This is a genomic window from Cognatundibacterium aquatile (assembly GCF_014699135.1).
GTDB lineage: Bacteria > Pseudomonadota > Gammaproteobacteria > Burkholderiales > Burkholderiaceae_D > Undibacterium > Undibacterium aquatile.
The window spans coordinates 830,173-851,777 of record NZ_JACOFT010000002.1; the positions used below are offsets into that span (position 1 = coordinate 830,173).

Consider the following 21,605-nt stretch of genomic DNA (forward strand, 5'->3'; position numbering starts at 1 on the left):
CGGAAAAATGAAAAAAATACAAACAGACGCTGACAAGACAACTCAGGCGCAGGATAGCCCGCTTGAAATAAATTACTATTTCCAATTGTCAACTATGAGAAAAAACTCATAAAAATCAACAATCTTTATCACTTTTACGTATGAATTTACACTGAAAGCAAAGCAGATACGTAGTCCAGTGTCGTGATGAAACAACATCATTCCTATCAATGCGCTATCTCTCCCGCGAGCGTGATAAACGCTTTCAGGTAATCGATTTCTGTATCCGCTTCCCGCACGCCCAGAAAAATCTGTTTCGCGATTCCCTGCTTACCTAAACGGACTTGTGCGATCTGCATTTTGCTGGCGTACTCCGCCACCAGCCAGCCCGGTAATGCAGCCACACCCCGGCCACTGGCAACCATCTGCAACATGATGTCGGTTGTTTCTATGGTTTTATGTTTTTTTGGCGAGCAATTTGCCGGCAATAAAAACTCCTTGTAAATATCAAGGCGTTCAATTGCAACCGGATAGGTAATCAGCGTCTCTTCCAGTAACGCGTCGGGGGAAACATATTTTTTCCCTGCCAGTCTGTGCTCTGCCCCCACCACCAGCACTTGCTCATAATCAAAGACCGGGGTGAACAATAAGCCGGTTTTATACAAGGGATCAGGCGTCACTAGCAGATCGATTTCATCATTCAGCAAAGCGCCAATGCCGCCGAATTGAAATTTCTGTTTCACATCGACATCGACATCCTGCCAGCGACTCAGATACGGCGCCACCACCTTCAACAGCCATTGATAACAAGGGTGACATTCCATGCCAATCCGCAAGGTGCCACGACCACCTTCTGCATATTGCTGCATGACTTCTTCGGCATACTCAAACTGCGGCAACAAGCGGTTTGCCAGACCGAGTAAATACTGGCCTGCCTGCGTCAGGCGTAACTGCCGCCCCTCACGCGCCCAGACTGGCGTCCCCAAAAACATTTCCATTTTCTTGACTGTGTGGCTCAGCGCCGATTGCGTCAGACACAGTACATCCGCTGCTGCGGTCAATGAGCCCTGGCGATCAACCTCGCGTATCAGTGTCAGATGAAGACGTTCCAGCATATTTAATCCATGAATATTAATAATTAATTCATTAAATAATACCATTATTATTCATGAATTAACTTATCTATCATGCACTCCTACACATGAGGAGTTATATGGTTACGACACACAATCTCGGCTTTCCACGCATAGGCGCAAAACGTGAACTGAAGTTCGCTTTAGAAGACTATTGGAAAGGAAACTTATCTCAGAGCCAGCTCGAAGACACTGGCGCATTGTTACGACAACGCCATTGGCAACATCAGTCACAATTAGATTTTGTTCCGGTCGGCGACTTTTCGTTTTACGATCAGGTGCTCGATATGAGTTTCCTGCTGGGGAATATTCCAGCGCGCGTGCGGCAGCATGAAGGCAATACGCTGGACAACTATTTCCGTGTTGCCCGTGGACGCTCAGCGCAGGATACTGCGTGCCATTGCGTGCACGCAGGTGAAATGACGAAATGGTTTGATACCAATTATCACTACATCGTCCCGGAATTTGATGCGACCACAGCTTTTTCCCTCGATGTCTCGCGCCTGCTGAACCAGATCAGACAAGCGGCTACGCTTGGCGTGACAGCGAAACCCGTCATCATCGGGCCTGTCAGTTATCTGTGGCTGGGAAAAACAAAAGACGCATCAGATAAACTGGCCTTGCTGCCCAAGCTCTTGCCTGTCTATGCACAACTGCTGGATACGCTGGCAGCCGAAGGCGTGGAGTGGGTGCAGATCGATGAGCCAATTTTAGTAACAGAGCTTGATCCGGCATGGCAACAGGCATTCACCACAGCGTATCAGGCGCTGGCTCCGCGCAAACTGAAACTGTTACTGACGACTTACTTTGGCGATCTGCAAGAGAACCTCAGCCTCGCATGTGCATTACCTGTCGATGGCATTCATATTGACGCGATCAATGCGCGGCATGAGCTGGAACGGCTGCAAACCTTGTTACCGGATAGCATGGTGTTATCGCTGGGCGTCATCAATGGTCGCAACATCTGGAAAACCGATTTACATGCAACCCTGGAATGGCTGGAACCGATACACCGCGTATTGCAGTCACGCTTATGGATCGCGCCCTCGTGCTCGCTGCTTCATGTGCCGGTTGATTTGCGCAGTGAAAACAAACTGGCCAGTCATATTCAATACTGGCTGGCATTCGCCCAACAAAAACTCGATGAATTGCATATCCTCGCACAGGCACTGAACAAAGGCCGTGTGTCAGTACAAGATGCACTGGTCGCCAACAGCGCCGCCATCAACAGCCGTAAAACATCGCCCCTCGTGCACAACCCTGCCGTCAAAGCCGCCGTTGCCAACATCAACGCCAGCCTGGGGCAACGACTAAGCACTTACGAACAGCGGGCTAAAAAACAATCTGCCTGCTTACAACTACCCGCTTTTCCAACGACCACCATAGGCTCATTTCCGCAGACGCCAGAGATTCGTCAGGCACGCAGTCGTTACCGTCTGGGGCAACTCGATGAAACCAGCTACAAAACATTCATGCAAAACGAAATTGCCCGCTGCGTGCAAGAACAGGAAGCACTGGATCTGGATGTATTTGTGCATGGTGAAGCCGAACGTAACGACATGGTCGAATACTTTGGCGAGCAACTGGATGGCTATGCTTTCAGTGAATTCGGCTGGGTGCAATCGTATGGCTCGCGCTGCGTCAAACCACCGATTTTATTTGGCGACATCCAACGCCCGAAACCAATGACAGTGGACTGGATTAAGTTTGCACAGTCACTGACTGATAAACCGATGAAAGGAATGCTGACCGGCCCCGTCACTATCCTCAACTGGTCTTTCGTGCGCGATGATCAACCGCGCTCGGTATCCTGCTACCAGCTCGCACTGGCGATACGACAGGAAGTACTGGATCTGGAAAAAAGCGGCGTACGCATTATTCAGATTGACGAAGCGGCGCTGCGCGAAGGCTTGCCATTGCGACGCACTGAATGGGACAGCTATTTGCGCTGGGCAGTCGAATCGTTCCGCATCGCCGCCAATGGCGTCAGTGACGAAACACAGATCCACACGCACATGTGCTATTCCGAATTCAACGACATCATTGCCTCTATCGCAGCGATGGATGCCGATGTCATCACCATAGAAACATCGCGTTCGGATATGGAATTACTCGACGCATTTGACCACTTCAGTTACCCGAATGAAATCGGCCCCGGCGTCTATGACATTCACTCGCCAAATATTCCGGCGCAGGAACACATCGTCCAACTGATGCGCAAAGCGGCAGAACGCATTCCCACAGAACGCTTATGGGTGAACCCGGATTGCGGCTTAAAAACCCGTAGTTGGGAAGAAGTGATCCCCGCCCTCAGAAACATGGTGACAGCGGCAAAACAATTACGCCAGGCAGCGTAATTTTCACCATCGCCAGGCTCAACGAGCCTGGCGCATGACTGGTGTGTGACTGGAGCAGCAGAAGCTCACCCATCGTCATTTCTCCACAACGACAACCGTTGAACGACATCCCTTAATAAATACGTGCCTCACGGAACAAAAAGCCTCCACGAGGCTTATTTTTATTAGGGTATCCAATCTGGATTTTACTGGTCTGCAAAGTCACATCAGAAAGACGCAATCTGCTTGCACCCGCAATACATACGGCCTTGCGGCGCATGCGAATGACGCCGCAGGGCGAGTTATTCCCCTGCATACGGTCAATCATGGCAAAATCTGGCTATGAAGCAATCTTATTACCCTCCATGTTAAGCTCAAAAATACTACTGATAGACGATCACAGTTTGTTTCGCACCGGGCTGAGAGCCTTGATTTGCAACGGTTTACAAGACGTCAGTGTACTGGAAGCGGCATCGCTGGAAGAAACCATGCGGGTTGATCTGACAGATATTCACTTGATTTTGCTCGACATCAAATTACAAGGACTCAACGGACTCGAAGGCATTGCCTTACTGAAGAGAAAATGGCCGGAGACACCAGTGCTTGTTCTGTCTGCAGACGATGCGCCCGAAACCGCACAGCTGGCGCGTGAACGTGGCGCACGCAGTTTTATTTCGAAAGGCGACACTGCTGACAATATTCTCGCGGCGATCCTCAGCGTCCTGCGCGGTGAAGCAGACGATGCGGAAATGTCAGCGCAACAGATGCAGGAAAAAACCAGAGCAAACGCTGCAAAGCCTTTGCTGACCCCGCGTCAATACGAGGTTCTGGATCTGGTCTGTCAGGGTTTATCAAACAAGCTGATTGCGCGTCGTCTGGATCTGTCGGAAAACACAGTGCGCTGTCATGTGCAGGTGGTGCTGACGACATTGCAGGTATCGAATCGCTCTGAAGCTGCATTCGCCGCACGCCGCAAAGGTCTGGTGAACTAATTGGTCAAAATGATCAGCGTCGTCGAAAACAATATACAGCGAGAGCTGCAGCTGTTGCTGATGAAGAATCTCGGCAGCTCGACCTTGCCTGGCATACTGGTTGCGCTGATTCTGTATCTGACGTTAAAAAACCATACCAATGAGCTTGGTCTGGCGCTATGGCTGATCGCAGTCAGTGCGTCGAAACTGTTTGATGTGTATGACGCAAAGCGCATCATCCGCCGTGGAATTCACCTCGATCAGACGGCTGCACTGAAAATACGGCTGATGCTGCTGCACGCAATGGATGGCGCGATATGGGGTTCATTAGCCTGGCTGAGCCTGTCTACTTCCACCAATGCCGGAAGCGTGCTGATATTAGCGGTGCTGGCAGGCATTGCTGCCAATTCGATGTCGATCTTGTCACCGGTATTACCGGTGTTTGTTGTATTCGTTGTGTGTGAACTTGGCTCTATCGTTTATGCGGTCATCTCACTCAACGATCCTGCCTATTGGGCTATCGGCATTGCCGTCGCACTGTATGTCGTGACGCTGATGGGTCAGGCATATAATTCTTCGCGTACGGTGCGCAACTCCATACAATTGCGTTTCGACAATCTGGATCTGATTCAACAACTGAGTGCTGCATCAGAAAAAGCAGCGAAGGCGCTCGCCGCAGCTGAGCGGACGAATGCAGAAAAATCGCAGTTTCTGGCAGCAACGAGTCATGATCTGAGGCAGCCCATCCATGCGCAGGGTTTATTTCTGGAAGTATTGCAGACGACAAATTTATCGCAACATCAACGTGAGCTGGTCAACAGCATCAGCTCAGCAACCAACGCTACTACCGAGATGCTGCACACCTTGCTCGACTACTCACGCATTGAGGCTGGTGTGGTTGAGCCGCAAGCGCGAGCATTCCGTTTGCAAACATTGCTCAGCAAAATAGAGAATGAACTGGCTCCGCAGGCAAACACCAAAGGGCTGCTCTACCGCAGTCCGGAAACTCATGCTGTTGTTCATTCCGATCCTGCATTAATTGAGTTAATTCTCAGAAACCTTGTCTCAAATGCGATCCGTTACACACATCACGGCGGTGTGCTGATCCTGTGCAGAAAACATCAATCGCGCCTGAGTCTGGAAGTGTGGGACAGCGGCATCGGCATAGCCTCCTCGCAATTTGAGAATATTTTCAGTGAATTTCAGCAACTGGGAAATAGCGAACGCGACCGGCAGAAAGGCCTGGGGCTGGGACTCGCAATCGTCAGAAAAATGGTGGATTTGCTTGGACTTGAATTGCAACTGGCATCTCGCCCGGGACGCGGCAGCGTATTCAAATTAAGTCTGCCGCTGACACAGCTTGCCGTACTGGACGATGACATCAATCCGGCGCCGCTAAGGGCACCGCAATTGCACGCGCGGGTGTTAGTCGTCGATGATGATGCGATCGTGCGTCAGGCAATGGCACAGTTATTGGAAGAATGGGGATGTCACTGCGATCTCGCTGAATCACAAGAAGAGAGTCTCGTACTCGCCCGCCATCACCCGCCAGACCTGATTATCAGCGATTACCGCCTGCGCGATCACTGTAAAGGAACCGATGTAATTCAGGCGATACGCAGTGTTTGCAAAACAGAGATACCAGCGATTCTGGTGACCGGAGATACTGCGCCGATACGCTTACGCGAAGCTGCCGCGACCGGCCTGCCATTAATGCACAAGCCGGTATCGCCATTACTGCTGTATAAAGAACTGTCATTACTCCTGCCAACGAGTCAGGAGTAATAACTTTAATTCGCCTAGATATATCTTCAAAATGAGCTATCGGCACAGCCATGCTCAGGCGAACGGACCATCACGAGCGGGCGCAAGCCACAAAGAGGTGATTCGCTGCTGGCTGGTAGGCTGCCACTCCATAAGTAAACGCGACGACACCATAAGAGTTCGCGTAGCTGGGATCGATGTCTGACGTCCATATATTGCCCGCAGTTGCAGGCCAGCCATGTGTACCCTTCACGCCAAAGTTATCAAGCGAGACCAGTTCAGCGGACGTTGGCAAACGCCAGCCGCCTAAACCACCAAATGTCGTATTCGTGCAATAGGTCGTGCCATCCGCCCAGGTATAGGCACCATTAATATTAAACGTCGGCGGCGTCCAGATCACGCCATTGCGAACAAAGATATCACTGCTGATCGAATTAATATGCCCTACAAAGGCAGTCACCATAAACGTATTGTTACCGACGTATTGCAGCAATACAGAGTCGCCTAAAGCACCGGACAAGCCTCCGCCCGTCACCGCACCTGTACCTGCCATATTCTGAATAATGGTCTGATTGAAATTGGGGATCAGCGTCCAGGCGGCTAAACCTATCACCTGCACCTGATCACCGATGGCAGGAGCCGTTGGCAGCATAACGGCGACGCCGGTACTGCCGTTATTGGTGATATATCCACTATTGGTCGCGGCCTGCACACTCGCATCCGTTGTAGTCACCCAATTGAGGCGGCCTGAAGGACCAGCAGGCCCTGTCGGGCCGGTTGGGCCGGTTGGGCCCGTAGATCCGGTAGCACCTGTCGCACCGTTGCAGATGTAAGTGGTTGATGTTACCTCGCCCGCAGCAAGATTGCCGTCACGATTAACATCCGGACCGGAAGTTATTTTGCTGCCGCCGTTGGTACAATTGGCTCCGGCAGGCTCAGTAACCGTCGTCACCAATGTCGTTAAACCATCGCTACCGGTTGCGCCAGTCGCCCCCGTGGCACCTGTTGCCCCCGTTGCTCCGTTACATACATAAGCCGTCGTGGTGACTTCCGATAACTGCAATATACCGTCGTTATTCAGATCGAGGCCAGACTGTATCTGATTACCGTTAGCGGGACAGATGTTGGCGGCAACACCGGCAACGATTTTGACTAATGTAGTTGATCCATTTGTGCCATTAGTGCCGTTAGTACCATTGGTGCCATTCTTACCGTTAGTACCATCGCTGCCAGAGAGACCGTTGCAGATATAAGAAACCGAAGTCACTTCTGTGCTGTCGAGAAGGCCATTGCCATTGGTATCCGCTCCGGAACTGATTTTGGAACCGCCGCTGGGGCAATTATTTCCGACTGGCTCGACCGTAGTGGCGACCAGGGCATTAACACCGTTCAGGCCATTTTTACCATTCGTACCGTTGGTGCCGTTCGTGCCGTTGGTACCGTTTGTTCCATTAACGCCGTTGCAAACAAATTGCGTATTACTGACTTCGCTCTGATCCAAAACACCGTTTCCGTTGATATCGACCCCGGATTGAACAGTGACGCCACCGCTGGCGCAGGCGGTTACCGGGGCAGAATTTACAGTGGCGAATGCGACAGCATTTTTTACGATCACCTGTGGGGGTGCTGGCGTCACCGACGTAGCATCGGTAGCGACACCATTGCTGCCACCGCCGCCGCAAGCAGTCAGGAACATTGCGGCGAATACGGTTACGAGTAGCTTTTTATCGATATGAATATGAGACCGGATGATCAACTGCATTCTCCCTGTATGTGTCTAGCCCGCCAATGAGGCAATTGCAACCGCTGAGAGAATTTTTTGATCCAGATAGAAATCAAGTACTTCGCAACTCACCAACATGACGAACTGTAAATAGTAAGATGATAAGGCTCGAAGCAAGCGAATCCTATAGTCTGATTGGACTAAGCATCTGCACACTATCTGGGATTAAGCAATGATATCTGCTGCTGGAAGGCCGCGCCCTGTCTGCCATTACAACTCTCACGATATAAGAAATCAGATATGCGTGTGTGCAAAGAAAATACCCGCCGATAAACAAGGCGTGAATTCACCCCTGCAAGACTGGAAGATTAAGAGAAGTAAAGGTAAATTAAGGCTTGGCCTTTAACTGTACGGGAACCGTCACACGCACCAAAATAATGCAGCTCCTGTACACTTCCATCTTTATCGTCAAGTGATGCCTGGTATGCGTAGAAAATGGTCTTTATCGAAAATGAGTCTCGTCTGGCTCAGGACTTTTTTACCTGCCGGTATGAATATAAGCCACATCGAACGTCTGCGCGCCTGTGGTGGAATGTTAGCAGGCTTGCTACTGACAGGGCTGGCGACACAGTTAATGCTGGGTTCCGTTTTCCGTGTTCCCATGTTACTCGCCCCCATCGGTGCTTCCGCTGTTTTACTGTTTGGGGTGCCTTCCAGTCCGCTGGCGCAACCGTGGTCCATCGTCGGCGGCAACATGATCTCTGCGCTGGTGGGCGTCACCTGCACTCATTTTCTGGGCGCCTCCATGATGACGGCAGCGATTGCCACCAGCCTTGCAGTCGGAGCGATGTTTTTCTCCCGCTGTCTGCACCCTCCTGGTGGCGCAGTTGCGCTGACAGCCGTATTAGGCGGCCCGGTTATTATTGGACTGGGATATCAGTTCGTCGTCTTCCCCGTCTTACTCAATTCCTTGCTGCTGATGCTGTTTGCACTGGCATATAACAATGCAACGGGCCGGCGTTATCCGCATGCCTCACAGCCCGATCACAGTGGTACACACGGCACTGCGGACGCGCGTCCGATTGACCGCCTGGGATTTACTTCGCACGATCTGGATGAAGTGCTGCAACAATATAACCAGGTATTGGATGTCAGCCGCGATGATCTCGAATCCCTGTTCCTGCAAACCGAGATGCATGCTTATCGCCGTCGCTTCGGCGAAATTATGTGCAGTGATGTCATGTCCAGAGATGTGATTACGGCAGAGTTCGGCACCACACTGGAAGAGGCCTGGACATTATTGCGCCAGCACAGAATCAAGGCTTTACCGGTCACCGACCGCGCCCGCCGTGTGATCGGCATTGTGACGCTGGTGGATTTTATGAAAAATGCTAATCTGGATGTCTATGAAACATTCGAAGAAAAATTGCGCCAGCTGATACGCCGCACCCGCGACCTGCATTCCAGCAAGCCCGAAGTGGTGGGACAAATCATGACGCAGCCAGTCAAAACCGCCCGTCATGATATGCATATCGTGGAACTAGTCCCTTTGTTGTCCGACAAGGGCTTACATCATATTCCCATCGTGGATGATGAGCGACGTCTGATCGGCATGTTGACGCAATCAGATCTGATTGCCGCACTGTATCGCGGCAAACTGGCAGATACGGAAATAAAAACCGCGAGCTAAGCACCTGCATTCAATGGCGCAGTAAATTCAGGTACAGGAAGGAAATGGCATGCACTAGCAATGCTGAGCAAACCAGAAAAAGAAAAAGCCCTTGAAACTCAAGGGCTTTTTCAGTGTTGCTGGCGGAGACGGTGAGATTCGAACTCACGACCCAGGTTACCCCAGATGCTTCCTTAGCAGGGAAGTGCCTTCGGCCACTCGGCCACGTCTCCACACTTTCACAACCAAGTCTTACAACTTGGCTGCAATCGAGACCAAGATCATAGCTGCTGAACTGCTTTTGGTCAACTACTCAGAGAAACAAAAACAGCTTTTTTGCAAACTTAATAATCCAGGACTGACGCAAAATTGTCCCGGCAAGGCATGACAACGAAGACAGTACGAATAGTACGGGAGCCATAACGCCGCCGGGGCGGTTTTACACAAGTCCTATCAAGCGCTTTCCAGACCAAAAGCTTTGTGCAGCGAGCGCACTGCCAGCTCCATATATTTCTCGTCAATCAGCACTGAAATTTTGATTTCAGATGTCGAGATCATCAGGATATTGATACCCTCTTCAGACAAGGTACGGAACATTTGCGACGCGATCCCAACGTGGCTGCGCATGCCGACACCGACCACGGACACTTTAGACACTTTCGTATCGCCAACGATGCTTGCCGCACCGATATGCGCCTTCACGCTACCTTCGAGAACCGCCATCGCTTTGGCATATTCACCGCGTGGCACGGTAAAAGTGAAATCAGTTTTACCTTCAACGGACTGATTCTGGATAATCATATCCACTTCGATATTCGCATCAGCGACCGGCCCCAGAATCTGATAAGCAATTCCTGGTTTATCAGGCACGCCTAACACGGTAATTTTTGCTTCATCACGACTGAACGCGATGCCAGTGATGGTGGCTTGTTCCATATTTGTATCTTCCTCAAACGAAATCAGAGTGCCGGAATTCGCTTCTTCTTCCAGCGGCATTAACGGGTCAGTCAGCGACGATAAAACGCGGGTAGGCATGCGGTAGTTACCGGCAAATTCGACCGAGCGGATTTGCAGTACTTTGGAACCCAGCGATGCCATTTCCAGCATTTCTTCAAATGTCACGGTGTTCAGGCGGCGCGCGTCGGAAACCACACGTGGATCAGTCGTATAAACGCCATCAACGTCGGTATAAATCAGACATTCCTGCGCCTTCAATGCAGCGGCAATCGCTACGGCTGACGTATCAGAACCACCACGTCCCAGCGTCGTGATATTGCCCTTCTCATCCACACCCTGAAAACCGGTGATGACGACAATTTTTCCAGCATCCAGATCGGCTTTGACTTTGGCATCATCAATCGATTCGATACGCGCTTTGGTGTATGCGGAATCGGTTTTGATCGGGACTTGCCAGCCAGCGTAAGACACGGCTTGTTTGCCGATAGCCTGCAGCGCCATGGAAAGCAAACCGACTGACACTTGTTCGCCGGTCGACGCAATCATGTCGAGTTCACGTGGATCAGGTTGCGCCATAATTTCTTTAGCGAGACCGATGATGCGATTGGTTTCGCCGGACATTGCTGATGGCACCACGACTATCTGGTGACCGGCATCATGCCATTTGGCGACGCGCTTGGCGACGTTCTTGATGCGTTCAGTTGAACCCATCGAAGTCCCGCCGTATTTGTGGACGATTAAAGCCATAGATATATAAGACTGAAGGAGTAAAAAATGAGGTAAATCAACCCCTTACTGTACATGCTGCTCTGCAAAATAACAAGGAGCGATGCGGCATGAATGCTGAAGAATACGTGGCAATCACGATATTTCCGACAAATTTTCTCTTGTTCGAAGAAAAAATTTCACCAGAAAACCGAATAATGACTATGTGTCTGCGTTTTACAGGCAATTCGGAAAACCTTCATCGAAATATCCCGAAATTGGCATTTTCAGGGGAGTATGCGTCAATTTTGTCCTAACCTCAGCATGAAATATGGGTGTTTAAATATACTCCCCGGAGTATATACAGGTAAAAAAATCACCTTTAACAGCACTGTGACACTGATCAGACGAAAAGGAAGCAATATTACTTTTTCGCATATCAATATAAGCAATCGATAGTAGAAAAAAGTGATCTCACCGCGCCATCTGCGGCAGCGCGGCAGAAACATCGGTGCCCCGCTGCCCTCGCCTGCTTCACGTATTATTTTTTGTTCCCTGAAAACAGCTGATGCCAGCCTTCTATGCCCAGTTTTTGCATGGTTTCGATGTTTTTTTCATAGATCGTTTCCGCTTCTGGGAAAGACTCGACTGCGCGGTCTATGCTTTCTTCGCGCAATAAATGCAAAGTCTGGAATGGTGCTCGGTTCGTGTAATTCTCGATGTCATCAATACTGGTGTCGGCAAACTGGTAATCCGGATGGAAATTTGCAATTTGCAGGATACCGTCTAGCTCCAGCTCTTCCAGCAAGCCATCGGCCACATCGAGAAAATCATTAAAATCGAGAAAGTCCTTCAGCACGTACGGATGGATTAACAAAATGGTGTCGATTTTCTCCGGATTCGCTTCTGCCAGTACTTCCAGCTCACGTCGTAAATCTTCGAGCAAGGCTTCCGGCGTCGTGACGTCGCTGACGACATAACGAATTTGCTTTTTGACGTGCACAGCTTTTGCAAACGGACATAAATTCAGACCAATCACTGCCTTTTCCAACCATTCGGTGGTTTGCGCGATGATGTCATCGTGTGAAAGAGAGTTTGCTTGTGACATAGGAAATTGGGTTCGTCTAAAAGAGCGCAAGGATAGCATGCGGCCAAAGACCAACTTCTGAGCACCGACAAAAACTGGCGTAAAAAAAAGGCCCGGAAAGATTCCGGGCCACTTACTCGATTCGCGACTAGGCGCTGCCGTCAGGCAAGGATTCGTCGCATTATCTGTCACATATTCAGCTGAATATTAAGGTTCATATTCAACCGAATATCGACAATGACAAGCAGATTAAATTTCTTCGTACAAAGGCAGTGTCAGGAATTCTGCAAAATCTTCAGAAGTCGACATTTCTTCAAAAATCTGCGCTGCACGGTCGTAAGTTGCGCCGTTGCCAGCCACTTCTTTCACCTTCGCCAATTCTTCAGGAATCATCGCGCGGACCATATCTGCAGTCACTTTGCGACCATCTTCCAGATTGCCCTTGGCTGAGCGTATCCATTGCCAGACCTGGGAACGGCTGATCTCTGCCGTTGCCGCATCTTCCATCAGATTGTGAATCGGTACGCAACCATTGCCTGCCAGCCATGCACCGAGGTAATGAATACCGACGTTGATGTTGTAACGCAGACCGGCTTCCGTAATTGGCGTTTCAGGTTGGAAGTTCAGCAAATCTTTTGCCGTCACTTCGATATCCGGACGCTGCTTGGAAATCTGATTTGGTGCATCACCCAATACTTTTTTGAACTCGGCCATCGCCAGATCAACCAGACCAGGATGAGCAACCCAGCCGCCATCGTAGCCGTCAGTCGCATCGCGTGCTTTATCGTTGCGAACACCGCCCATCGCGATCTCATTTTTTTCCGGATCATTTTTGATCGGGATCAGCGCAGCCATACCGCCAATCGCCGGTGCATTACGCTTGTGACAGGTTTTCAGCAGCAACAACGCGTAAGAACGCATAAATGGTGCGGTCATCGTGACTTTCGCGCGGTCTGCGAGACAGAAATCTTTGTCGTTCTTGAATTTTTTGATGCAAGAGAAAATGTAATCCCAGCGGCCGGCATTCAGACCGGAGCTGTGTTCACGCAATTCGTACAGGATTTCATCCATCTCAAATGCAGCGACGATGGTTTCGATCAGAACTGTCGCTTTGATCGTGCCTTGTGGGATGCCGATTTCATTTTGTGCCATGACAAAAATATCGTTCCACAGGCGCGCTTCCAGATGCGATTCCATTTTCGGCAAGTAGAAATAAGGACCAGCGCCGCGTGCCAATTGTTCTTTGGCGTTATGGAACAGGAACAGGGCAAAATCAAAGATGCCGCCAGAGATACGTTTGCCATCGACCAGCACATGTTTTTCATCCAGATGCCAGCCACGTGGACGGACAACCAGTGTCGCAATCTTGTCGTTCAGTTTGTAAGACTTACCATTTTGTTCCAGGCTGATAGTACGGCGAACAGCGTCACGCATATTGATCTGGCCAGTGATCTGGTTATCCCAGTTTGGTGTATTGGAATCTTCAAAGTCAGTCATGTAACTGTCTGCGCCAGAGTTAAACGCATTGATGACCATCTTACGTTCAACTGGACCAGTAATTTCTACCCGGCGGCATTCCAATGCTTTAGGAATAGGGGCGATCTTCCAGTCGCCTTCGCGGATATGCTTGGTTTCTGGCAAAAAGTCCGGCGTCTCGCCAGCATCCAGGCGCTTTGCGCGCTCTACGCGTGCGGCGAGTAATTCCTGACGGCGTGGCTCAAACGCACGGCTCAGTTTGGCAACCAGTGCCAGCGCTTCTGGCGTCAGAATCTGTTCAAAACCTGGTTTGATTTCACCGGTAATCTGCATACCTGCAGGTAAGTTCAGTTGTGTCATGCTGCTCTCCTAGAAAATAAAACAAAAAATTATTACTGCATTTGTTCAATAAAACCGGCTACATCCCTGAGTGAACGCCCTGTTCCATGTGGCGTCACGCCTAACTCTTCAAGGGGTGCATCATGGCGATTCACCCAGAATGTTGTATAACCAAACCACGTCGCACAGCACACATCCCAGGCATTCCCCGAAACAAATAAAATATTCTTTGCAGGCAATCCGAATACGTCCGGCCCGAGCTGATATGCCTCCGGCGCTGTCTTGTACTTCCTCACTGAATCAACAGACAATAAGTGGCTGAAAATACCTTGCATACCAGCAGCATCAACTGCGGCCTGCAGCATGTGTGTGGTTCCGTTCGACAAAATCGACAACTTCATTCCGCTGGCACGCAACTGCTGTAATACCTCAAGATTTTCGGGAAACGCATCAAGCCGCGCATACTGCCCCATCAGCGCGTTTTGCGCGTCCAGCGTCAAATCTAACTGTAATTTCTTGCATGTGAAAATCAAGGCATCCTGAGTCACTTCCCAGAACGGCTTATACATGCTGCACATCGTGCGTAATTGCGTGTATTCGATCTGTTTGCTGCGCCACAATTGCGCCAAAGCCTCACCCTTACCGGGAAACAGCTTGTCACCTGACTGACTGATGGAGTACACATCAAACAAGGTACCGTAAGCATCAAAGGCGATCGCACTGATAGACATGTCACTCCTCAAACAGGCAATAAATGCACCATGCATTTCTGATGAGTACAGTATATTCAATAAAAACCAACATAAATATACAGTTTTATCACTTTATCTTTTACTTTAAGTTAAAAATAGATGCACAATAATTCTTGTATGCTGACCACCTCCCAATCTTCACCCGGCGAGCAACTATGGATCAATTCAAACAAATTTCAACTTTTGCAGAAGTTGCCAGCCGTGGCAGCCTTTCTGCCGCTGCGCGTGCCGAAGGTGTTGCACCGGCCATGATCAGCAGAAGACTGGATGCGCTAGAAGAACGCCTGGGCGTAAAGTTACTACAACGCACAACCAGAAAGATCGCCTTAACCAATGAGGGTGCATCGTTTCTGGAAGATTGCCAACGCATACTCACCGACCTCGAAGCAGCGGAATCATCGGTATCGGAACGCAATGCGCACGCCAGCGGGCTGCTGACCGTATCGGCACCGGCAGGTTTTGGCCGCCAGCATGTAGCACCGCTGATTCCCTCTTTTCTGAGTGAGCATCAGGATTTAAAACTGACGCTGAGCCTGAATGATCGCGTGGTCGATCTGATTGGTGAAGGCGTTGATGTTGCGATCCGCATTGCGTCACTCACCGACTCGAATCTGATCGGCGTTAAACTCGCCGACAACAAGCGTGTCGTCGTCGCATCGCCGGATTACCTTAAACGTCATGGTGCGCCGCGTAGCATTGATGAATTAAGCAGTCACAACTGCCTCGCATTCAGCGCCGATGGCAGCCAGCGCGGCTGGACCTTCAGGCAGAATGGTAAAAACATGACGGTGAAAGTTGAAGGCAACATGGTCTGCAATGATGGTGAAGTCTTGCATGACTGGGCCGTTTCCGGCAAAGGACTTGCGTGGCGATCCATGTGGGAGGTCGGCGCAGAGATTGAATCAGGCCAGTTGATCACAGTACTCGATGAGTACACAGCGCCGGGAAATGATATTTATGCGATATTTGCGCAACGGCGCCACTTGCCCTTACGGATCAGAGCATTCGTCGATTTTTTAAGACAGGCATACAACAAGCCCGATTACTGGAAGAAATTCTGAGTAAAAAATGAGTAAAAAAACGGGCGCTTCAAGCGCCCGTTTTTTTCATCGTTCAATGCAGATCAAAACTCTTCCCAATCATCTTCTTTCGCTTGCTTACTGACTTTTTGCGAATTAGAAGCTGCCGGAATTGCAGCGACTTTGGTAACTTTTGCGACTGGAGCAGATGCCGGTGCAGGCTTCACAACTGGACGGGATGCGACCGGAGCCGCAGACCTGTGCGGCGTACCTGCCGTATTTTCCTGCAGTTTAAAAATACCAACGGCCTGATTCAGATTATTTGCCTGATCACGCATACTGCCTGCAGCGGCAGCGGCCTCTTCAACCAGCGCCGCATTTTGCTGAGTCGCCTCGTCCATTTTTGTAATTGCCTGATTTACCTGTTGAATACCATCGCGTTGCTCTGCGCTGGCCGCAGTAATTTCAGCCATAATATCGGCAACACTTTGAATAGAGGATACGATTTCATCCATCGTCTTACCGGCATCATCCACCAGGCGTGTGCCTGCTTCAACCTTATCAACCGAATCTGCAATCAGTGTTTTAATTTCTTTCGCAGCGCCAGCGGAACGTTGTGCCAGATTACGCACCTCGGTTGCCACCACCGCGAAACCTCGCCCCTGTTCACCGGCACGAGCCGCTTCCACCGCAGCATTCAGCGCCAGAATATTGGTCTGGAAGGCAATACCATCAATAACACCAATAATATCGACAATTTTTTTCGAGCTATCTTTGATCGATGACATCGTATGAACAACGTCACCCACAACTTGTCCACCACGGGTCGCCACCTGCGAGGCAGCGACTGCCAGAGTGTTCGCCTGACGCGCATTGTCAGCATTCTGCTGCACCGTGGATGTCAGCTCTTCCATGGACGATGCTGTTTCCTCCAGGCTCGCGGCCTGTTGCTCGGTGCGGGAAGATAAATCCATATTGCCAGTAGCGATTTCATCCGCAGACAAGGCAATCGAGCTACTACCCTGACGCACTACAGTCACCGTCTGAATCAGGCTTTGACGCATATTTTCTAGGCCAGCTAACAACTGCCCCATTTCATCTTTCGAATCAGGCTTAATCTGATGCGACAAATCACCATTACCAATAGCATCAAACTGCTTGAGCGTAAAACGTAAAGGATGAGAAATTGCACGCAGCAACAGATACGCCGAAATAAATACACCAACCAGACCAGCCATTACGCCAAGTACGTCAACCCAAACAAATATCGTGAACTCTTTTTCACTCTGCGCCAGCAGTGACGAGGACGAATTGAACTGATACACAGCCAGCTTGCCAACATCATCCGAATACGCTGTAAACAATTTTGGTACGTTTGCGACGTTCAGCTTATCAGCCTCTTCTGTGTTACCTGCTTTCAATGCCGCCAGCAAAGGCAGATAAGCATTTTTGAGAAACTGCTCGCGTGTCGAAGCTGCCGTATCGGCAATTTTTTTCTCTTCGGCGTCTTGCGGCAAACTCTGATATTTGTTCCACGCTTCATCAGATTTCTTTAAGAACTCTTCGGCACGCGCTACTGTGGCGGCGAGCGTAGCACTATCAGGATGAGCAATCGCCCGATCCACGACAACCCGCGATCTTAACAAATGGTCTCTTGCCTCACTCAATGCCTGAACCGAAGGGAGCTGATTCGTAAATAACTCCTTGATTACGGTATTACTATTATGCACACCATAGATACCCATCAATCCACCTATGGTCAGCATAATTGCCATCACTCCCATAGTACCAATGAGCCGCAATCGAATCGTTAAATTGAACATTATTTAATTTCCTTTTTTATGCCCGAATAGGTTCAAAGAAGAATACAAAAATTGAGAGGAAATGTGTTGATTGAAGACAACATTTTCTTTTGTCGGTAATCGAAGTATAAAGTCCTTATCGCAGTTTAGCGACTGACTTTTTTTAAAAAAGACAAAAAAAATCCCCGACGAATCGGGGACTTTTACAACAAGGCTTATAAAGCCATTTAACGTCTGAATTACAGAGGTTGAATGTTAGAAGCTTGTTTGCCTTTAGGGCCTGTCGTTACTTCGAAAGAAACGCGTTGGTTTTCTTTCAAAGATTTGAAGCCGGAGGATACGATTGCAGAGAAGTGAGCAAACAAATCTTCACCACCTTCGTCTGGAGTAATGAAACCAAAACCTTTAGAATCATTGAACCATTTAACAATACCTGTTGCCATTACTATTTCCTATTTCAGTTAATGTGGGCATGTGCCCGGTAAATCGTTTCAACCAAGTAAGAAATGACAGACTGATACTGCACTACCACTTTGAATCTCAACGACTATCTGATTATACGCACAATTTTTGAGAGAAAGTAAAATAAAAATGTGATTAACGAGAATTATCCTCATTTTTGGTCTTTTTTCGCCACTGTGAGGCATACGCCACAGCCTTTTCGTACACAGCAACGGCAAAAAACTAAAACATCAGCACGGCGCAGAAAAATAATGGGCGAGTCCGGAAAGAGTCAACGATCAAAATGGCCGCAACATCCGTTTATTCCACTTCAAAATCTGAAGCGCATGCACTCAGTCTTCCCGAACATGGCAGCGAAAAACGGAAACGACTGACCTCTTTGCAATCTTACCAATCGCTGCAATAATGCTTTTCCATTTTTTTAATCAAAAGTGCCGTCAACATGAGACAAAAGAAGCCTATAACAATCCAAAGCAACGGCCATTATCAATATTATCAACGCTTGTTTTCAGCATCGTTTTTTTTAATTTGCTTATGCACAGCGTCCGTCAATGCCCATGCGACGCCGTGGTTACGTTGCGTGGTGGGCTACGCAGGTAGCACACAACTCATCGAAACAGGTGTAACCAACGATCCCTACTCCGTTGAGTCGGTCGATATCAACGGACGTTTTAAATTTAAAGCAGTGATGAACGGTAGCGCCAGCGCCATCAATTACATCAAGCTATATGCGTTTTTCCAAACAAGGTCTGCCGACGTTCCGATTCATCAGGCAACTTACTACCCGCCATTTCAGTTAAGTAAGCAAGAAACGCCATTCACGCCGAAGAATTCTATTTATGCAGGTGATGTCGAACGCGAATTGCAATATCAATGCACGCTGGAAGATAAACAACCATGATATTCCACCTCTCAACTGTAAAAAAAATCCTCGCGGCATCCCTTACACTGACCGTCCTGCTGCAAAAAGCGCATGCGAACGAGAAAAATAATAGTGTCAGTATTCTTTTTGCGGGCGATATCGTTCTTGATGGCATACCGGGAAAAATGATCGCCGAGGGGAAGGATCCGCTGGCACCATTTTCCGACATATTCAAAACAACGAACATCAGGGTTGCCAACCTTGAGTGTGTCGTTGCTACATCTGGTCGGGCGGCAGATAAGAATTTCACCTTCCGTGCAGCACCAAAAACACTCGCTACCTTGCGCCGGCATTTTGATGCGGTCTCGATTGCCAATAATCATTCCGGCGATTTTGGCCGCGAAGCGTTCGCCGAGATGCTCAACCATCTGAATCAATATCAAGTGAAATACTTCGGTGGCGGACGTCACCTGCACGAAGCACACACACCTTTACTGATAGAAAAAAATGGCCTGAAAATTGCACTTCTGGGATACAACGAATTCATGCCGCGCAGCTTTGAAGCGACTGCCAGCGAAGCCGGTGTTGCCTGGAGCGAAGATGAACAGGTGGTTGCAGACATCCGGAAAGCGCGCACCGAATCCGGCGCCGATCTGGTTATCCCATTTATGCACTGGGGCTGGGAAAATGACAAGCATTCGACTGCGCGTCAACAGCAACTGGCCCATCTGATGATCGATGCAGGCGCTGACGCTGTTATCGGCGGACATCCACACGTTATTCAGGAAACCGAACAATACAAAGGCAAACCAATTATTTACAGCCTTGGCAATTTCGTCATCGATGAATTAGACAATGAGCCACAGACTCGCGGCTGGATAACCAGGCTGGAGCTCAACAAATCCGGTGTCAAGGCCTGGGATACGCGGCTGGCAAAAATCAATCCGGACGGCGTCCCCATTCCGGCACCAGAAGCTACAACACCTTGCTGGCAGCAGGGAGATGCGGGCATCAAACTTTGCAGCAATGCCAAAACCGATTTCATCTCCACTACAAAACCTTAACGGCACCAGGAGCATCAAGAGTGACATCACTTTCGGCGAGGGCAACGCATGGAAGTATCCATCCTTCTGATTTTTCGTCTGCGCTCAAACCCGGCCACTCTATCCGATAAGAAACGGAACCTTGCAGCAGCTTACACATACAGGTCCGACAGGTTCCGTTTCGACATGAATTAGGCAAACGCACCCCGGACAACAAGGCAGCCTCCAGCAAGCTGTCGCCAGGTCCGGCAGCACATTGCCAGCCTGATGGTTGCACGTAGATTTGCCTGCTTTTGACTTCATCCATATTCACCTCGCTCGCCACAACATAAAAAAAAGCCGCAGCATCAATAACGATCTGCGGCTCTGTCTGGCAAAACGAACTTGCCCGCTGGGTCTTAGACGACAGTTTGCAAACGCATAGCCACACCCATATCGCCCGCCACTTTCAGCTTACCCATCATAAAGCCATTCATAGGATTTAACTGTCCGGTCAGCAATGCGGCTAAATCAGCCAATGCGATCGTGATCGTGCAGGAGGCTTCTTTGTTTTCATTGGAGACAGTGTTTGGGGATGCGACTGCATCAACGAAAACGACGCCATCGGCACCGCAGTCGAATTTCAAAGTAGCGTTCAGCCCACTGTTATCACCAACTTTAGAACGTATCGTTTCTGTGCAAGCTTGCAAATCCATGTCTGCTCCTTTTATTGAAATGACCCGCAATGTAGCATAGGAAAGAATCGGGAAACAATGGAGGATCAATACTAGAATAGCGGCCTGTCACTTAAGGATGCAACTGAGCAACCAGTAGTGTTCATTTCTGTAAATACGAATATCCCGAACAGCAGGTGCAAATTTTTTCCGCAACGCACTGTCAGTCGGAAAGTTTTTTACTATCTCAACCCGGCTACCGTCTTCCTGCGTGCGGAGTTGGTAGGTATTTCCCTCAGCATCAGTACGCGCAATCGGAGTACTACTTCCCTCTACGTAAATATTGTCTATCAATACCAGCAAACTACCCTTACCTGCCCCCCGACTCAACTTTGCCAGTAAATCAGTCTGCTGTTCGCGCTTGATGTGCGACCATAAAAAACCGGCAAAACAGGCGGTGTATTCACCCGCTTTTGCTTCTGGCAAATCGAACACATCCGCAATACCGAAATGAACTTTATCGGAAGGGTAACTCTTAGTCTGCGCAATATCCAGCATCACCTGATTCACGTCGGTCGCATATACAGACTCAGCAGATGGGGCATATTTTTCTGTCCAGTAACCGGTACCGCAAGCCGCTTCGATTACTTTATGGTTTTTCAATAGGTCAGCAATGCGTTGCTGCATATCCAGTAAATCCTGCTGACGTTCAGGATGCTGGTAAATCTGCTCAAGAGTGTTGGCGCGCTGAGCATAATAATCACGCATGGTGTTTTCAATCATACTTATTTCTAATCTAGTCAAATTTTTTAACAACTCATCCCGCTTCATGGACTTCACTTCAGACCATCCGGGAACCGAAAGTCTCGGTGC

The 21,605-nt window shown here is 49.4% G+C and carries 19 protein-coding genes and 1 tRNA gene; 7 read left to right on the top strand and 13 right to left on the bottom strand.

Features of this window, described 5'->3' with window-relative positions; all coding sequences use genetic code 11:
* Window positions 1-206: 206 nt before the first annotated feature.
* Window positions 207-1,139, bottom strand: coding sequence for a LysR family transcriptional regulator (locus H8K26_RS08230; protein ID WP_223826892.1), 933 nt, complete (start codon window positions 1,137-1,139; stop codon window positions 207-209).
* A 53-nt stretch (window positions 1,140-1,192) separates the two neighbouring features.
* On the opposite strand from H8K26_RS08230, the gene metE reads away from it, so the two are divergent.
* Entirely contained in the window at window positions 1,193-3,469 is a 2,277-nt protein-coding gene (gene metE / locus H8K26_RS08235) for a 5-methyltetrahydropteroyltriglutamate--homocysteine S-methyltransferase (protein WP_190478675.1), read from the top strand.
* Window positions 3,470-3,581: 112 nt separating this feature from the next.
* Here metE and H8K26_RS08240 read toward each other — a convergent pair whose 3' ends face one another.
* Complete coding sequence (locus H8K26_RS08240; RefSeq protein ID WP_190478676.1) at window positions 3,582-3,776, bottom strand: hypothetical protein; 195 nt, start codon at window positions 3,774-3,776, stop codon at window positions 3,582-3,584.
* On the opposite strand from H8K26_RS08240, the gene H8K26_RS08245 reads away from it, so the two are divergent.
* Window positions 3,775-4,440 carry a response regulator gene (locus tag H8K26_RS08245; protein ID WP_223826893.1) on the top strand — a complete coding sequence of 222 codons (666 nt, stop codon included), beginning with the start codon at window positions 3,775-3,777 and terminating at the stop codon, window positions 4,438-4,440. The two genes, H8K26_RS08240 and H8K26_RS08245, sit on opposite strands and share 2 nt — an antisense overlap.
* A 60-nt stretch (window positions 4,441-4,500) precedes the next feature.
* On the top strand, window positions 4,501-6,204 hold the full coding sequence (locus tag H8K26_RS08250) for an ATP-binding response regulator (protein WP_223826894.1): 1,704 nt from the start codon (window positions 4,501-4,503) through the stop codon (window positions 6,202-6,204).
* Window positions 6,205-6,274: 70 nt separating this feature from the next.
* Here the strand turns inward: H8K26_RS08250 and H8K26_RS08255 are convergent, their stop codons facing one another.
* Window positions 6,275-7,939: an Lcl C-terminal domain-containing protein gene (locus H8K26_RS08255; protein WP_190478678.1), complete on the bottom strand. Its 1,665-nt coding sequence runs from the start codon at window positions 7,937-7,939 to the stop codon at window positions 6,275-6,277.
* A 451-nt stretch (window positions 7,940-8,390) separates the two neighbouring features.
* Between H8K26_RS08255 and H8K26_RS08260 the strand changes: the two genes are divergently transcribed.
* The gene (locus H8K26_RS08260; RefSeq protein WP_190478680.1) at window positions 8,391-9,596 is read left to right on the top strand and encodes an HPP family protein; all 1,206 of its coding nucleotides are present in this window, start codon (window positions 8,391-8,393) and stop codon (window positions 9,594-9,596) included.
* 120 nt (window positions 9,597-9,716) lie between these two features.
* On the opposite strand, the gene H8K26_RS08265 is transcribed toward H8K26_RS08260, so the two are convergent.
* The 5 genes from H8K26_RS08265 to H8K26_RS08285 form a co-directional block, all read right to left on the bottom strand.
* Window positions 9,717-9,808, bottom strand: a tRNA-Ser gene (locus tag H8K26_RS08265).
* Between the two features lie 220 nt (window positions 9,809-10,028).
* Window positions 10,029-11,279 carry an aspartate kinase gene (locus tag H8K26_RS08270; protein ID WP_190478682.1) on the bottom strand — a complete coding sequence of 417 codons (1,251 nt, stop codon included), beginning with the start codon at window positions 11,277-11,279 and terminating at the stop codon, window positions 10,029-10,031.
* A 499-nt stretch (window positions 11,280-11,778) separates the two neighbouring features.
* Window positions 11,779-12,345 carry a DUF1415 domain-containing protein gene (locus H8K26_RS08275; protein WP_190478683.1) on the bottom strand — a complete coding sequence of 189 codons (567 nt, stop codon included), beginning with the start codon at window positions 12,343-12,345 and terminating at the stop codon, window positions 11,779-11,781.
* Between the two features lie 228 nt (window positions 12,346-12,573).
* Complete coding sequence (gene aceB, locus H8K26_RS08280; protein ID WP_190478685.1) at window positions 12,574-14,160, bottom strand: malate synthase A; 1,587 nt, start codon at window positions 14,158-14,160, stop codon at window positions 12,574-12,576.
* 32 nt (window positions 14,161-14,192) lie between these two features.
* A complete protein-coding gene (locus H8K26_RS08285) occupies window positions 14,193-14,870 on the bottom strand; it encodes a haloacid dehalogenase type II (protein ID WP_190478687.1) in 678 nt (225 codons plus the stop codon).
* Between the two features lie 176 nt (window positions 14,871-15,046).
* On the opposite strand from H8K26_RS08285, the gene H8K26_RS08290 reads away from it, so the two are divergent.
* Window positions 15,047-15,952, top strand: a complete 906-nt coding sequence (locus H8K26_RS08290; protein WP_190478689.1) for a LysR family transcriptional regulator — start codon at window positions 15,047-15,049, stop codon at window positions 15,950-15,952.
* Between the two features lie 62 nt (window positions 15,953-16,014).
* Here the strand turns inward: H8K26_RS08290 and H8K26_RS17885 are convergent, their stop codons facing one another.
* Both H8K26_RS17885 and H8K26_RS08300 read right to left on the bottom strand, forming a co-directional pair.
* On the bottom strand, window positions 16,015-17,733 hold the full coding sequence (locus H8K26_RS17885; protein ID WP_190478691.1) for a methyl-accepting chemotaxis protein: 1,719 nt from the start codon (window positions 17,731-17,733) through the stop codon (window positions 16,015-16,017).
* Between the two features lie 218 nt (window positions 17,734-17,951).
* Complete coding sequence (locus H8K26_RS08300; protein ID WP_162021796.1) at window positions 17,952-18,155, bottom strand: cold-shock protein; 204 nt, start codon at window positions 18,153-18,155, stop codon at window positions 17,952-17,954.
* A 461-nt stretch (window positions 18,156-18,616) separates the two neighbouring features.
* On the opposite strand from H8K26_RS08300, the gene H8K26_RS08305 reads away from it, so the two are divergent.
* Complete coding sequence (locus H8K26_RS08305; RefSeq protein ID WP_223826895.1) at window positions 18,617-19,075, top strand: hypothetical protein; 459 nt, start codon at window positions 18,617-18,619, stop codon at window positions 19,073-19,075.
* The gene (locus H8K26_RS08310; protein WP_190478692.1) at window positions 19,072-20,100 is read left to right on the top strand and encodes a CapA family protein; all 1,029 of its coding nucleotides are present in this window, start codon (window positions 19,072-19,074) and stop codon (window positions 20,098-20,100) included. The genes H8K26_RS08305 and H8K26_RS08310 overlap by 4 nt, the downstream gene beginning before the upstream one ends.
* On the opposite strand, the gene H8K26_RS08315 is transcribed toward H8K26_RS08310, so the two are convergent.
* From H8K26_RS08315 to H8K26_RS08325, 3 genes are all read right to left on the bottom strand, one after another.
* Window positions 20,087-20,386, bottom strand: coding sequence for a 2Fe-2S iron-sulfur cluster-binding protein (locus H8K26_RS08315; RefSeq protein WP_190478694.1), 300 nt, complete (start codon window positions 20,384-20,386; stop codon window positions 20,087-20,089). The two genes, H8K26_RS08310 and H8K26_RS08315, sit on opposite strands and share 14 nt — an antisense overlap.
* 91 nt (window positions 20,387-20,477) lie before the next feature.
* Entirely contained in the window at window positions 20,478-20,774 is a 297-nt protein-coding gene (locus H8K26_RS08320; RefSeq protein WP_186883713.1) for an SCP2 sterol-binding domain-containing protein, read from the bottom strand.
* Window positions 20,775-20,861: 87 nt separating this feature from the next.
* Window positions 20,862-21,515 (bottom strand): class I SAM-dependent methyltransferase, encoded by a 654-nt coding sequence (locus H8K26_RS08325; RefSeq protein ID WP_190478696.1) that lies wholly within the window; start codon window positions 21,513-21,515, stop codon window positions 20,862-20,864.
* Between the last annotated feature and the right edge of the window lie 90 nt (window positions 21,516-21,605).